Source organism: Actinoplanes lutulentus (assembly GCF_003259845.1).
Classification (GTDB): domain Bacteria; phylum Actinomycetota; class Actinomycetes; order Mycobacteriales; family Micromonosporaceae; genus Actinoplanes; species Actinoplanes lutulentus.
Genome location: NZ_QLMJ01000024.1, coordinates 1 through 13883 on the forward strand (window position 1 = coordinate 1; position 13883 = coordinate 13883).

The 13883-nt window shown below is 67.8% G+C and carries 11 protein-coding genes and 1 tRNA gene; 7 read left to right on the top strand and 5 right to left on the bottom strand.

All coding sequences use genetic code 11. From position 1 onward, the window contains the following. Window positions 1-1217: 1217 nt before the first annotated feature. Window positions 1218-1302: transfer RNA gene (locus B0I29_RS38225), tRNA-Ser, on the bottom strand. A 67-nt stretch (window positions 1303-1369) separates the two neighbouring features. Here B0I29_RS38225 and B0I29_RS38230 point away from each other — a divergent pair. The 4 genes from B0I29_RS38230 (at window position 1370) to B0I29_RS38245 (ending at window position 5064) form a co-directional block, all read left to right on the top strand. After that, a complete protein-coding gene (locus B0I29_RS38230; RefSeq protein ID WP_111654205.1) occupies window positions 1370-2332 on the top strand; it encodes an NAD(P)H-quinone oxidoreductase in 963 nt (320 codons plus the stop codon). Window positions 2333-2450: 118 nt separating this feature from the next. Next, window positions 2451-3143, top strand: a complete 693-nt coding sequence (locus B0I29_RS38235) for a DUF4352 domain-containing protein (RefSeq protein ID WP_245973113.1) — start codon at window positions 2451-2453, stop codon at window positions 3141-3143. A 639-nt stretch (window positions 3144-3782) separates the two neighbouring features. Beyond that, window positions 3783-4202 carry a C40 family peptidase gene (locus B0I29_RS38240; protein WP_245973114.1) on the top strand — a complete coding sequence of 140 codons (420 nt, stop codon included), beginning with the start codon at window positions 3783-3785 and terminating at the stop codon, window positions 4200-4202. A gap of 331 nt (window positions 4203-4533) precedes the next feature. Next, window positions 4534-5064 (top strand): YbhB/YbcL family Raf kinase inhibitor-like protein, encoded by a 531-nt coding sequence (locus B0I29_RS38245; RefSeq protein ID WP_111654067.1) that lies wholly within the window; start codon window positions 4534-4536, stop codon window positions 5062-5064. 75 nt (window positions 5065-5139) lie between these two features. Here B0I29_RS38245 and B0I29_RS38250 read toward each other — a convergent pair whose 3' ends face one another. Continuing rightward, window positions 5140-5853 (bottom strand): class I SAM-dependent methyltransferase, encoded by a 714-nt coding sequence (locus B0I29_RS38250; protein WP_111654068.1) that lies wholly within the window; start codon window positions 5851-5853, stop codon window positions 5140-5142. Between the two features lie 278 nt (window positions 5854-6131). Here B0I29_RS38250 and B0I29_RS38255 point away from each other — a divergent pair, with 278 nt between their 5' ends. Next, the gene (locus B0I29_RS38255) at window positions 6132-8120 is read left to right on the top strand and encodes a DUF6311 domain-containing protein (protein WP_111654069.1); all 1989 of its coding nucleotides are present in this window, start codon (window positions 6132-6134) and stop codon (window positions 8118-8120) included. A gap of 51 nt (window positions 8121-8171) precedes the next feature. Here B0I29_RS38255 and B0I29_RS38260 read toward each other — a convergent pair whose 3' ends face one another. Further along, window positions 8172-8888 (bottom strand): IucA/IucC family C-terminal-domain containing protein, encoded by a 717-nt coding sequence (locus B0I29_RS38260; RefSeq protein ID WP_111654208.1) that lies wholly within the window; start codon window positions 8886-8888, stop codon window positions 8172-8174. Between the two features lie 329 nt (window positions 8889-9217). Here B0I29_RS38260 and B0I29_RS38265 point away from each other — a divergent pair, with 329 nt between their 5' ends. After that, window positions 9218-10747 (top strand): peptide deformylase, encoded by a 1530-nt coding sequence (locus B0I29_RS38265; protein ID WP_111654070.1) that lies wholly within the window; start codon window positions 9218-9220, stop codon window positions 10745-10747. Here the strand turns inward: B0I29_RS38265 and B0I29_RS38270 are convergent. After that, window positions 10744-11856, bottom strand: coding sequence for a globin domain-containing protein (locus B0I29_RS38270; RefSeq protein ID WP_111654209.1), 1113 nt, complete (start codon window positions 11854-11856; stop codon window positions 10744-10746). The genes B0I29_RS38265 and B0I29_RS38270 overlap by 4 nt on opposite strands. 118 nt (window positions 11857-11974) lie before the next feature. On the opposite strand from B0I29_RS38270, the gene B0I29_RS38275 reads away from it, so the two are divergent. Beyond that, on the top strand, window positions 11975-12751 hold the full coding sequence (locus B0I29_RS38275; protein WP_111654071.1) for a CPBP family intramembrane glutamic endopeptidase: 777 nt from the start codon (window positions 11975-11977) through the stop codon (window positions 12749-12751). Here the strand turns inward: B0I29_RS38275 and B0I29_RS46140 are convergent. Next, window positions 12709-13422 carry a hypothetical protein gene (locus B0I29_RS46140; protein ID WP_181558193.1) on the bottom strand — a complete coding sequence of 238 codons (714 nt, stop codon included), beginning with the start codon at window positions 13420-13422 and terminating at the stop codon, window positions 12709-12711. The genes B0I29_RS38275 and B0I29_RS46140 overlap by 43 nt on opposite strands. Window positions 13423-13883 lie beyond the last annotated feature (461 nt).

Here is a 13883-nt window from a genome sequence, read left to right on the forward strand (position 1 = left end):
TCGGCGTCAACTATCGCGCCACCCTCGACCTGGTCGAACTACTCGACTGGCTACGCGCAGTCCCCGATGGGCATGATCCGCGGGACAGAACCTAGCCGCAGCCCCAACCCCACTCCCGAGCCGAACTCCCGAGCGGCGTGTCGATTTCGGGTGCGGATTGCGCGCCTTAACTCGACACGCGAGCGGGGAGCACGGGGTGGTGCGTCGGCTTCGGATGCGGATCGAACCGTCAGTCGACACGCGTGCCGAAAATCCGTGCCACGTGTCGATTTGGGGTGCGGTCCAGGGGCACACGGTGGGGGCTTGAGCCGCGGGCCGAGAGCACACGGTGGGCCTTGGGACGCGGGGTGGGCGCGGGGGCGGAAGCACACGGTGGGCCCTGGGACGCGGGGTGGGCGCGGGAACGGGGGCACACGGTGGGCCCTGGGACGCGGAGTTGGGCGCGGGGACGGAACAGGGATGGGAGCACACGATCGCTCGGATTTGTGTGGATGGGGGCACACGGTTGCGATCTGTGCGACTTCATCACGGCCAGGGCGTTGATGGGAGCACACGTTGACGTTCTGTGCGACCTGATCCACCCTGCGCCGGCCTTGCCGGCGCCGAGTGCGTGCGGCGTGGCAAATTCGGGTGCGGGGTGGGTGGCTCTGGGCGGGACCCGCGTGATGACCTGGCTGGGCCTCTGATCGCGGGCGCGACCCCGCGCCTGCTGGGCTGGCGTTACGGCTCGGGCCACGACGGGCGGGCGCTGGCGTCCCCACCTCCGCGCAGGGAGCCGCCGAACGGCCGGCACCCGCGACTGATCGCGAGCTCGACCATGCGCCGACAGCAACGCCACCAGACGGCCTGCCCGCGTATACGGGATTCGCCGGGTGACCCAGCGACGGCGGCGCCTGGCAGCGCAGACGGATCGCGGGGGTGGCCCAGCGACGGCGGCGCCTGACAACGCAGACGGATCGCAGGGTGACTGAAGAGGTGGCCATGCGGCGCCGCCCATGCGGCGCCGCCCATGCGGCGCCGCCCGTGCGGCGGTGAACCGTGCGGCGGTGAACCGTGCGGCGGTGAACCGTGCGGCGGTGGCAGCGCAGACGGAGCGCAGGGTGGCTGAAGCGGTCGTCACGCACCGGTAGCGATGGGCGCCGGACGGCCTGGGGCACCCGCCTGCGTCGCGCTGGGGGAGGCGGAACCGCTGCGCTCACCCCGTACGAACTAAAAAGCGGAGGACGTGGGATTCGAACCCACGAAGAGTTTCCCCTTACCGGTTTTCAAGACCGGCGCCATCGGCCACTAGGCGAGTCCTCCTGTGTTGCTGGTTCAGTTTGCCACCCGCCCGAGTTTCCTGTCGTACCGGTGGGGCAGAGTCGGGTTCATGCGCGCGATCGTGATCGAGGACAAGCGGTTGGTGTGGGCTGAGGTGGGTGACCCGGAGGCGCGGGATGGCGAGGTTGTCGTCGACGTCACCGCCTCCGCGGTCAACCGGGCTGACGTGCTGCAGCGGCAGGGTTTTTATCCTCCGCCGCCGGGTGCGCCGGATTATCCGGGGCTGGAGTGCTCAGGGGTGATCAGCGCGATCGGGCCCGGTGTGACCGGGCATCATCTCGGCGAGCGGGTGTGCGCGCTGCTCTCCGGCGGGGGTTATGCGGAGCGGGTGGCCGTTCCGGCGGGTCAACTGCTGCCGGTTCCGGCCGGGTTGTCGCTGGTGGAGGCCGCCACGCTGCCCGAGGTGGCCTGCACGGTCTGGTCCAACGTGGTTGACCGCGATCGGCTGCGCACCGGCGAGACGCTGCTGGTGCACGGTGGCGGCAGCGGCATCGGCACGTTCGCGATCCAGCTCGGCGTGGCGCTGGGCGCCACCGTGATCGTGACGGCGCGGGCCGAGAAACACGAGCGGTTGCTCGCGCTGGGCGCGTCGCTCGCGGTCGACTACAAGGACGACGATTTTGTACGCGCGGTGCACGACTTCACCGGCGGCCGTGGCGCCGATGTGATCCTCGACATCGTCGGGGCGAAATATCTGGCCCGCAACATCGAGGCGCTCGCTCCGGACGGCCGGATCACCGTGATCGGCATGCAGGGCGGGCGCACCGCGGAGCTCGATCTGGGCGCCCTGATGGCGAAACGTGGCCGCATCTCGTCGACGTCGTTGCGGGCGCGTCCCACCGAGGACAAAGCACGGATCGTGGCCGGCGTGCGTGACCAGGTGTGGCCGCTGATCGCGGCGGGGCTCATCAAGCCGATCATCCACAGCACGTTTCCGCTGGCTGAGGCGGCTGAGGCGCAGCGACTGATGGAGTCCAGCGAGCACCTCGGAAAGATCGTTCTCCAGCGCTGACGACCCGTTGAAGACCCTCTGACGACCCCCTGACGACCCGTCGACAACCTGTCGATCACTCGTTAGGAGGAAGTATTCCGGAGGCATATGTCCGATAAAGTCGGATATGCGGCGAGTCGTGACCGCGTTTCGCCACGTTCAACCCCAGCATGGACGGACAGCGCGTCCGTTGGTCGCGCTGCGTATCCGACCGCTGGGGGACTTCGTGACGTACGCACCGCACCGTTCCGCACCACCCCTCGTCGAGGATGTCGGGGACGTCGAGGACGATATCTGGCTGGAACCCGGCACATCCGTGTTGCGGGCGAAGCTCTGGATAGCCGGCGGCATCGTCGCGGTCGTCGCGCTGATCTCGTTCGGCGTCTGGGCCGTGGTGACCGCCGATCACCGTTCCACAGCGGTCACCACGAACGTGCCGGGAGGCGCGATGGCCGGTCACTTCGAATTCGCGGTCGACGGCGTCCGATGCGGTCTCGACGCGGTCGGTCCCGATGGCATGGAACAGCGAGCGACAGGCCATTTCTGCCTGCTCGACGTATCGGTGAAGAACGCCGGCACCGAGCCGGAACTGTTCGACAGCGGCTCGCAGCGGGTTTACGACAAAAACGGCGTAGCGTACGCCGCCGCGGATCAGGCCGCGGTCTTTCTCAACGATCACAGCCCGACGCTGTTGAACGAAATCGCGCCTGGCGAGACGGTTACCGGCGTGCTTCCTTTCGACGTGCCGACCGAGGTTGAGCTCGTCGAGGTCTCGGTGCACGGCGCGTTGTCGACACCGGGAGTGCGCATCACTCTCCCACCGGCTGGGTGACCGCAGCACGTTTATCTTTCCGAGATCGGGGGGATCAATTAGCTGAATCCTGCCCCGGCTCAATCGATGTTGTGTTGGCATGGTCCACGGAATACGCATGGTTGTCCGGGTTCCCATTGCTCACCTTCAACGGAGGCAAAAGCGCGGCAAGCAGTTCCGCCGCGCTGATGGGATTCGCGTGAGTGCCCCGGGCCTATTTCGGAGGCAACACTGCACGGTTCGTCCACCCGCCGGGTGCTGACCGCTGGCGCGCTCGCGCTCGCCGTCATCGCACCGGCGCTAGATCCCGCCGAGCACGCCGCGGAAGCGAAAGCCGCGCCCCTGCCGGCCGTACCGGAAGTTCCCGACTCCCCGATCCGGACTGGAATCCCGGATTTCACCATGGGTCTGCTGCAGGAGCGGATGACCGCCCAGACACGGGCGTCCCGTTCGATGCCGCGCCGGCCCGGGATCCGTGCCGTGCCGAACGTTCGCCCGGTGGGCTCTCCGGTATTCCGGCGTCCGGTGGGCACGACGCCCGGCCGGATGGTCCGAGCAATCCCCCCGAAGCGCGCCGTGGCTCCCCAGAGCCGGGTCGCAACAGCACACAAAGCCCAACGGGCTCAGAAGGCCCAGAAAGTCGCCGTACAGCGCAAGCGGGTGACCGTGGCGAAGCGCGGCGCCGTCTCGGTACGCACGACGACCCGCAGCACCGCGATCCGTCGTCTGCGGGCCGGCGCCGGCCGGGACATGCGCGCGGTCCTCGCGTTCGCCCGGTCGCAGGTCGGCAAGCGGTACGTCCGCGGCGGTGAGGGGCCGGGCGGGTTCGACTGCTCGGGCTTCACGAAGCGGGCCTACGCGAGGGCCGGAGTGAGCCTGCCGCACTCGTCGGGGGCGCAGGCACGCCGCGCGCGTACCGTCGACCGTTCCCAGGCCCGTCCTGGCGATCTGGTGGTCGGCCCGGGGCACGTGGGCATCTACATGGGCCGCGGCATGATGATCGACGCCGGCAACAGCAAGACCGGGGTGGTGTACCGCAAGGTCTACCGCGGCCTGCGAGTAGCGCGCGTGGGGCAGTGACCCTGCCCAAAAAGACCCTGCCCAAAAGCAGAAGACCCTGGCCCAAAAGGCAGAAGGCCCCTGGACAAGCAGCGGGCACCCGCCGGAATGACGGGTGCCCACTCGCTCGACCGCAACCGGGCGCGGGGATCTCTGCCGCACGCACCCGGTCGGATGTCTGACAGAAGCATCCCCGAGCATGCCGCCGGGCACGCGCACCACCTGTGCGTTTACCCAATCGAGTGACAGCGCGTCGCAATACGGGCGAAAGGCGCTCGTGACCTAGGCCGGTTAATCTCGGCCCATCGTGGGAAAACCTGATCAGTTACTCACCACGCCGCCGGAGGCCTTCATGAGTCTTGACCGTGCCCTGGCTCCCGACCCGTACGATCTCCTGCCGCCGGTCCCGTCATTCACGGTGACCAGCACGGACGTGACGGACGGGCAGCCGCTTGACGAACTGTTCGCGCACACCAGCGTCGGCGGGAAAAACCTGTCGCCGCAGCTCTCCTGGTCCGGTTTCCCGGACGAGACGCGCGCCTTTGTGGTGACCTGTTACGACCCGGACGCCCCGACCGGCAGTGGTTTCTGGCACTGGGTCGCGGTGAACCTGCCGGTGTCGGTCACCAGTCTGGACCGTGGCGTCGATCCACTGCCGGACGGCGCTTTCTGCGTCCGCAACGATTACGGCGAGCGCAATTACGGCGGTTCCGCGCCGCCGCCCGGTGACCGCGCGCACCGATACGTTTTCGCGGTGCACGCGATCGACGTCGACGCCCTCGAGGTGACGCCCGACGCGTCTCCCGCTTACGTCGGCTTCAACCTGGCGTTCCACACCCTGGCCCGGGCCACCCTGCGCCCGACGTTCCAGGTCCGCGGCTGACAGGTTCTCCACACGAAAAAGCCGCCGGCTTGCCGGCGGCTTTTCGATTGCTTGCGCTTCTTGCTTGGGTACGCCTCAGCGAGGCGTCCGTGCCACGCAGAAGACCGACTGGCCGAACGGCGGCCGCACGACGCGCTCGGCGGCCTTGGTCACCGGCAGCACGACCGAGTCGTAGATCTTGACCATCGGGCCCTCTTTCGGTGCCAGCTTGAAGATGCTGGTCGCCGTGTAGTAGCCGAGGAGGCCGAGGGCGTTCGCGTAGTGGATTTTCTCGATTTCCAAGCCGGCCTCGGTGAAGGCAGTGGCGAGGGTCTTCTTCGTGTACCGCCGGATGTGGCCGGTGGCGATGTCGACCTGGCTCATCGCGAACATGAAGGCCGGCACGATGATGATCACGGCGCCGCCGGGGCGGACCAGATCCTTCATGCTGCTCAGCGCGCCCACGTGGTCCTCGATGTGCTCGAGAACGTTGTAGGACACCGCTGCGCTGTACTGCCCGTTCGCCTCCGGCGAGGGCAGCAGCATCTGCTTCACGTCGATGGCCGGGTAGTCCGCCATCCGCTCTTTGAGCAGCACGAGACGGTCCGGGTCGGCCTCGGTCGCGGTGAACCGCGGGAGGTGCTCGGACCACTCGATAGCGTAATCACCGAGGCCGCTACCGATCTCGATCGGATTATCGCCGAGGTACGGGAGCGCGAGCTCGACGAACCACCTGCGGTGGTTCACAGCCGTGGCGAGGCCTTCGAGCACTTCGGACTGGATCCGCTGGTCTCCAGTGATGTCTGCCATAGGTGAGGTTCCCTCATCTTGCCGATCTGAGCTGACAGCGGGACCGGAGAAGTTAACCATCTGAAGCGCCTATCCGAAAGTTGAGCACCGGTTCGAACTGATTTTTTGGCCTGATTGAGACATAGGTAGGTCAGGTACTCGTTTGGGTTACGCGCTGAAAGCTCCCTGAGAGTGCACCATCGCAGGACACGCGGAAAACACGCGTACATATCGGCTCTATCACGCATCGGGCGCTCATCGCTGAACTCTTCGCAACCTCGGTTAGGCTCGCCGATGCTATGACGATTACGGGTTTTGACTCGACAGGCCAGTCGACCGGTGAGAACGTTCTTCCGCCGCGCCAAGCGACCGCCGACGTCGACCTGGACGCGGAGCTGATCGCCCTTGAGGGCGACGTCGGGGTGCGTGCGCCGGCCGCTGTTACTCCGACCGTGGAGACCACCGATGAGCAGGAGATACGCCCTGCTCGACGCCGCCTTCCATGGCGTGCGCTCACTTGGCGCGACGTGTGCGCGATCGGCAGTTTCCTCGCCGTCGCCCTCTTCGTCACGGCACCGTTGTGGCTCAATCTTGATCATGAGTTGCGCGATGATCCACAGGATCAAGCATTCTTCGAGTGGATGCTGGCGCACGGTGCCCGAGTGCTCACGGATGGCGTCTATCCGTTCTTCTCGGACCGCATGAATTACCCCGACGGGGTGAACATGATGGCCAACACGTCAGTCTTGGCCGTTTCCTTGCCACTGACGCCCATCACTCTTCTGTTCGGTCCGCATGTGTCGTTCAACGTATTTCTTACCGGGGCATTGGCATTAACAGGTACTTCGTGGTACCTCGTACTCTCGCGCCGGTTCGTCGCGTCTCGGCTGGCGGCCTGGGTCGGCGCTCTCTTCTGCACCTTCGCGCCGAGCATGATCTCGCACGCGGGCGGCCACCCGAACATCGTCTCCCAGTTCCTCGTCCCGCTGATCATCTGGCGCACCCTTGAACTGCGGACACCGCGCCGGGCGATGCGCAACGGGCTGATCCTCGCCGGGCTGCTGATCTGGCAGGCGTTCATCAACCTCGAGATCCTCTTCATGACCGCGGTCGGACTCGGCATCTTCTGCGTGTTCATGGCGGTCATCCGGCGTAAGGCGTACCGCGGTGAGGTTCTGACGTTCGTCCGCGCCCTGGGCGTGACCGCGGCGGCCACCCTGGCCGCGCTGGCGTACCCGCTGAGCGTGCAGTTCTTCGGTCCGCAGAGTTACGCGGGCCTCGCCGAGTTCGTCCGGAACTTCGGCGCCGACCTCGGGTCGTTCACCGCGTACGCGAGCCGGTCGGCGGCCGGCAACAGCGCGGTGGCCGCCGGCCTCGCGCAGAACCCGGCGGAGGAGAACGCGTTCTTCGGCTGGGGCATGGTCGTCCTCTTCTTCGGACTGATCCTGTGGATGCGCCGGAGCGCCGCCGTGGTCATCCTCGGTGGCATCGCGGTCTTCTTCGCGGCGATGTCGCTCGGCCCGCGCATCTACCTCAACGGTGTGAACACCGGCGTGCCCGGCATCTGGTCGATCCTGCACAGCGTTCCGGTGCTCGACTCGGCCGTGCCGACCCGGTGGGCCATGGCGATCGCCCCGATGGTCGGCATCGTGCTGGCCCTGGGCGTCCAGCGGGCCTTCGACATGGTCCGCACCCAGCCGCAGTCCCGTGGCCCGGTCCGGGTCGCCATGATCACCGCGGTGGCGATGGCGCTCGTGCCGCTCGCGCCGACCCCGCTGCAGACCACGCTGATGGACCCGGTCCCCGAGTTCGTCACGTCCGGCGCGTGGAAGCAGTTCGCTGACGAGGACCACACCGTGGTCGCGCTGCCGCTGCCCGACTCGAGTTACCCGGACCCGCTGCGCTGGACCGCGTACACCGGGCACGAGATGCGCATCGCCGGCGGGTACGCACTGCTGCCGAACCAGGACCCGCGCAACCCGGACGACCGGACCGCGATCTTCTCGCCGCCGTGGCGGCCCACCAGCGGCCTGATCACCTCGGTCCGGCAGGGCAACCCGATCCCGGAGATCGACGACACCCGGCGCGAGATGGCCCTGGCCGACCTGCGTTTCTGGCAGGCCGGCGTGGTGGTGCTGACGCCGCAGCCCCGGGACATCGAGATGCTGCGGACGTTCTCCGAGCTGATCGGGTTCCGCCCGACCTGGACCGGTGGCGTGTGGATGTGGGACGTGCGCGCCCTGGTCGACAACCCGGACGCGAAAGTAACCGCCATCGGCATGAAGTAAAGCCACGGAGAAGACAGAGAAGGCGGGCCGATGGCCCGCCTTCTGGCTTTCCTACTTGATGCAGCAGCCGGGGCAGACCTTGGGCTTCGGGAGCGTGAAGGCCAGGCAGCAGGTCTTGCGCCGGACGTCCAGCTTGCCGTGGTGGCTCGGGTACAGCTCGATCAGGTCCCGGACGCCCAGGCTGCCGAGCAGCTTGTCGATGCTCTCCGCGGACGAGCCGGGCAGGGCGTCGGCCGACCGCAGCACTCCGTACGCCACACCGGAGGCGAGTGAGCCGAGCAGCGTGCGCTTGCCGAGCCGCACCTTGCTGTGGATCGCGTCCAGCAGCGGGCCGAGGTGCTCGTCGAAGACGGATCTGCGGAACTCGGCGAGCAGCGCGGTTTCGTCGGCGACTACGCGTACCCCAGGGTGGTTGGTGAGCGCGAGCGGGTCGCCTGGCAGGACCGCGACCGGGGTGTCCGGCCGGAGGCCGAGGGTGACCAGCGGGCGTGGGTCGTCGAAGTGCACGACGGCGTCGGTGGCGCTGAGCAGCGGGACGCGGCGCGCGGAAGCCCAGCCGAGAACGGCCGGGAGGGTGAGCCAGTAGGTGTACGCCTTCCAGGCGAGCGCGGCGGCCGCGTGGGGCTGCGCGTTCCAGCGGCGGGAGGCGTTGTCGAGGAGAGTCTCGAGGTGGGCGTCGGTGAGGCGCGCGGCGGGCATCCAGCCGGCGAGGTCGGGCACCACCAGATCGGGGGCGAGACCGGGAATCTCGGTGCTCGTGCCGAACATCGCACGGAGAGTGGTCGTCACCGGAACGAGGGGCTGATCCGCGGGGCGCGACCGGGAGAGTTCCAGGGTGGTGCTGGTCACGGACGCCTGCCTCCTCGCCAGGGGGTACTTCAAGAGGTCTGAGGCGACCCACCGTACTCCGTTAAGGGTAGCCTAACCACACCTGGGAGCGGGATCTTTCGGACGAATACCCTCGGCGACAATTACTTTACGTAGCGTTGCTGCGCTGCCGGGTTCGTCAAGGTATCTGTCGGCAACGCGCTACTAGCACCTTGCGGACACGGAGAGCCAGCGACACTTAACGTGCCGTCGCGAAGGGGACATCCGTGATGACCACCTCGCCCATTGAACGGGCCGCAGATCAGTTCGTTACGGCGCTTGCGCAATGGCGGGTCGAGCGCGGAATGACCAAGAAACAGCTCGCCGCGCGCATGGGCTTCGATCCCTCCTATGTCAGTCACGTCGAGGGGCGTCGCCACAAGCCCACCGAGGACTTCGCCCGCCGAGCCGAGGCGGTGCTCGGCGCCGGCGGCATGATCTGGCAACGCTTCCAGGAGTACGACGAACTCCGGCACGCCCGCGGCTCGTCCCTGCACCGTGACCCGCCGGTGCCGGTCCAGTGGCTGCCACCGGGAACCGGGCTGGTCGTCGAGCAGGAGATCGCCGAGTTGGCGTACACCGACGGAGCCTACCGCTGTCGCGTCCGCCGGTCGCTCTACAACGCCGGAGTCGAGCCGGTTACCCGCTATCTGGTGAAGATCGCGGTGGATCGGTACCCGCACGACCCGCCCGGCTCCAACCGCCACCACCGCGACCACCCGCTCAGCTTCGACGAGATGGACGTGCACGCCTTCGCCGGCGAGGGCAGCGCCGCCGAGCCGATGCAGTGGCGGGTCAAGCTCGACCGGGACGCGGCCAAGGAGATCTGGCTGCTGTTCGCGAACGAGCACGGCCAGTTCCCGCTGTACCCCGGCGAGCGGACCACGATCGAGTACGCGTACACGGTCGGCGAGGAGAAGTGGGGGCAGTGGTTCCAGCGCGCAGTCCGGCTACCGACCCGGTCGCTGACCGTCCGGCTGAATCTCCCGGAGAACTTCGAGCCCCAGGTCTGGGGTGTGGAGGCGTCCCTCGCCGCTGAGGTACCCGTCCGTACCCCGTTGGAACGCCGCAACGAGGGAGGTCGCGCCATCTTCGAGTGGTCTACCGACGCACCCCTGCTCAACGCCAGGTACCGCCTCGAATGGCGGTACCGCGGCGCTGATGCTCCGATCTACGACGAACTGGGGCCGCCGGAGCCGACCCTGCCGCGCGCCTCGCACCGGATGCGGGGCATCGGCATCATCCAGCGCGGATCCGATCTGCTGCGGCAGCGGGCCCGCCACTTCCAGCTTCCCCGCGAGGGCGGCGCCGCCCAGGAGACCGTGACCCGGCTGCTCACGTCCCTCGGCCGGCTTCAGGACCTGCACGAGTTCAGCAAAGGGGTCGGCCTGGCCGCCACCCAGATCGGCGTGCCGGTCGCGGCCGCTGTCGTCCAGCCACCGGAGTACGACACCCAGCCGGTGGTCCTGCTCAACCCGCGCGTCGTCGGCGAGTCCGCCGAGTGCGACGACCAGTACGAAGGCTGCCTGTCGTTCTTCGATTACCGGGGACTGGTCACCCGGCCGTTGCGGATCGACGTGGAGCACGCCCGGTTCGACGGGACCAGGGTGGTCACCACGTTCGACCGGGCGCTGGCCCGGCTGATCAGCCACGAGATCGACCATCTGGAAGGCCGGCTTTACGTGGACCGGATGACGCACGACGCGAAACTGGTGCCGGTGGCGCAGTACCAGCAGACCGGCAGGCCCTGGGATTACTAGATCTCCGTAAAGCTGTCGTACTTTATGCGCACTGACGGGACCTGGAGCTCTGCCAGCTTCTTCAGGGTGGATTTGACCATCTTGCCGGAGCCGGAGACGAAGAAGTCGTGCTCCTGCCACGGCCCGTACCGGGCCACCACGTCTGAGATGTCACCCTGCTCGCCGGGGAAGGTCGGGTCGTCGCTGCACGCGGTCACCACCGACAGCCAGGGGTACCGCGCGGCGAGCCGGTTCAGGTCGGCCAGGTCGTACAGGTCCTCGCGGGTCTTCGCGCCGAAGAAGACGTGCACCCAGCGGGTCCGGTTGTACCGGGTCAGCTCCTCCAGCAGCGACTTGATCGGGGCCAGGCCGGTGCCGCCGGCCACGAACACCGCGTCGCGGGTGGACCGGCGGTCCAGCGTCATCGTGCCCATCGGGGCGGCCACTTTGATCATGTCGCCGACCTGGAGACGGCGTACCAAAGCGCTGGAGACCCAGCCGGCGCCGACCGCACGGACATGGAACTCGAGGGTGTTGTCGCGCCGTGGCGCGTTTGCCGGTGAGTAGGTGCGCCAGAGGCGCGGCTGGTACTTCGAGCACTCGACGCTGAGGTATTGGCCGGCGCGGAACTCCAGCGGCTGCATCGGCAGAACCGTGAAGACCGCGATGTCCTTGGCGCGGCGCTCGTGCGCTGTCACCTCGGCGTACCAATACGGCGGATTCGGGTCGGCATCCGCGCCGGCCAGCATCTTCGAGGCGATCACGGCGTACGCGTCCGCCCACGCCTGGTCGTACTCGACACCCCACTGCTCACCCGCAAAGGCACGCATCGCCTCGATCAACGCTCCGCCCACGACCTCGTAGTGTTCCGGTTCCACGTGGAACTTGCGGTGATCCCGCCCCAGCCCGCGCAGGTAGTCGTCGAACTTCTCCGGATCCTCCAGCGTCTGCACCGCGGTGACGATCGCGTTCAGCAGACGGGTTCGCTGCACGTCCATGTGCACCGGGAAGAGCTCCCGCAGGTCCGGGTACGACAGGAAAATGCGCGCGTAGAAGTAGCCGGCCACCTTGTCCTGATGTTCCTCGACGAGGCTCCAGCTCTCCTTGAGCAAGCGTGCGAGGTCTCCCATGCCATTCAGGGTGGTCAGCACAGTCAGGAACACGACGCACCAAAAGTGCGACTCGTCACGGAGTCCGGCGCGTCGCTTGATGAATTAGGACCGTTTGTGCCTGCCGTAAAGTTGCCCGGTGACTCTCGAAGACCGGCAGCAGGCCACCCGCCCGGGGTATTCCGTTGAGATCGCCATCGTGCTGCTGCTGTCGCTCGGGCAGTCGGCCGCCTATGCCATCGTGTCGCTGGCGGCGAAGCTCACCGCTGCCGCGCCGCTGGCCCAGCAGACCGCGGTTCTCAACGCTCCGCAGTCGGCGCGGCCGTACCTCGACCTCACCCGGCAGCTGCTCGGCATCTTCTTCGAGCTGATCCCGGTCGCCCTGGTGCTCTTTCTGCTGCTGCGCGATCGCATCTCACCGAGCCGCGAGCTCGGCATCGATTACCGCAGACCCCGCTTCGATCTCGGCTGGGGTTTCGGTTTGGCCGCGGCCATCGGGATCCCCGGGCTCCTTCTTGTGTACGCGTCATTGCAGCTCGGAATCAACGCACAGATCGTCCCGTCGGCCCTGGCGCCGTACTGGTGGACCGTGCCGGTACTGATCCTGTCCGCGCTGCAGAACTCGATCCTCGAAGAAGTGATCGTCGTGGGGTACCTGGTCACCCGGCTGCGGACGATGAACCTGTCGCTGGTGTGGATCGTTGCGATCTCGGCCGTGGTGCGCGGGTCGTACCACCTTTATCAGGGGTTCGGCGCGTTCATCGGCAATGCGGTGATGGGTGTGGTGTTCGCACTGTTCTTCATCCGGACGAAGCGGGTGATGCCGTTGATCGTGGCGCACGCGCTACTCGACATCACCGCGTTCGTGGGTTATCAGCTGCTGCCGGACAACTGGCTGGACTGGCTGCGGGTGTAAAGCTTGCGGGCCTTGGTCGCGGTTGCCGCGATGGCGTTGTGGCCGGCCAGGATCGTGGTGAGCAGGCTGGTGCCGGGAAGCGCGCGGTTGATGTAGCTGATCGCGGCGAGGGCCGCGAGGGCTTTGGCCGGTGCCTCAACGTTCGCGGTGATCGGCGCGCAGCTGAGGATGTCCTCCGCTCGCCGCGGGTCGGTGGGGTCCAGGCCGTGGATCGCTGCCAGGTGGAGCACCAGCTCGGCGTGCGTGATGCCGATGGCCGCGATCGCTGTGGACGGGCCGGTGATCGCGGTCAGCGAGCCGCGCAGGACCGCTGCCCGGGCGAACGTCTGCGTTGTCAGGCGGGTCAGACCCTCGGGGGTGGCCGTGGGGTAGATCGCGCGCAGGTTCGCGACGTGGTCGCGGGCGCGGGGGCCGAGGGTTTGGACAGCCGTCAGGGCGAGGGTTTTCGGGGCGTTGACGGGGTCGGCCAGCAGCTGGGAGAGAAGGTCAGCGGTCTCCTCGGCCGTGGGTGCCGTGGGTGCCGTGGGTGCCGGGGTTACCGGGAGCGGGGTGGGCTCCGGCGGGGCTGTTGTTTCCGCGATCGGGATGGGCGGCTTGGCGGTGGGGGTTCGCTTGACCGGGGCCGCCTTTTTGGCCGGGGTGGCCTTCTTCGCGGGGGTTGCCTTGCTCACCGGGGTCGCCTTGCTCGGCGGGGTTGCCTTTTTGGCGGCTTTTGCTGGGGCTGCCTTTGTGGCGGGTTCTTCCGCTCGGGCGGGCTGGGCGGGGACCTGGACTTGGGCCGGGGCCTGGGCCGGGATCTCGGCCGGCGGGGCGGGCGGCCGGGGCGTTGCTTTGCGGGCGGGCTTGCGGGGGCCGACCGGCGGGGCGGGGGCATTCTTCGGTGCGGGGGTGGGGGCTTTGGGCGTACCCGGGGAAGGCTCTGAAGGGTGACCTTCGGCACTTGGGCCGGGACGCGGGGGTTGGAACGTGACCGCCGGCGGCGCGCCGCGGCGGGCCGCGCGCTGCTCAGCCGGGGCCGACTGCTCCGGGGCTTGCTGTGAATCTTGCTCTGGGGTGGTGAACGGCGACCGGCGGCGGGTGTTCTCCTCCATCGACGCAGCCTAGCCGCTGAAGCGACGTTTCGCCTGTTGGC

Coding starts and splice junctions, on each gene's coding strand:
- B0I29_RS38250 (WP_111654068.1), bottom strand. CDS start 5,853: ATGGCAGACATCACTGGAGACCAGCGGATCCAGTCCGAAGTGCTCGAA.
- B0I29_RS38270 (WP_111654209.1), bottom strand. CDS start 11,856: ATGGGAGACCTCGCACGCTTGCTCAAGGAGAGCTGGAGCCTCGTCGAG.
- B0I29_RS38245 (WP_111654067.1), top strand. CDS start 4,534: ATGAGTCTTGACCGTGCCCTGGCTCCCGACCCGTACGATCTCCTGCCG.
- B0I29_RS38260 (WP_111654208.1), bottom strand. CDS start 8,888: ATGTTCGGCACGAGCACCGAGATTCCCGGTCTCGCCCCCGATCTGGTG.
- B0I29_RS38265 (WP_111654070.1), top strand. CDS start 9,218: ATGACCACCTCGCCCATTGAACGGGCCGCAGATCAGTTCGTTACGGCG.
- B0I29_RS38255 (WP_111654069.1), top strand. CDS start 6,132: ATGACGATTACGGGTTTTGACTCGACAGGCCAGTCGACCGGTGAGAAC.
- B0I29_RS38230 (WP_111654205.1), top strand. CDS start 1,370: ATGCGCGCGATCGTGATCGAGGACAAGCGGTTGGTGTGGGCTGAGGTG.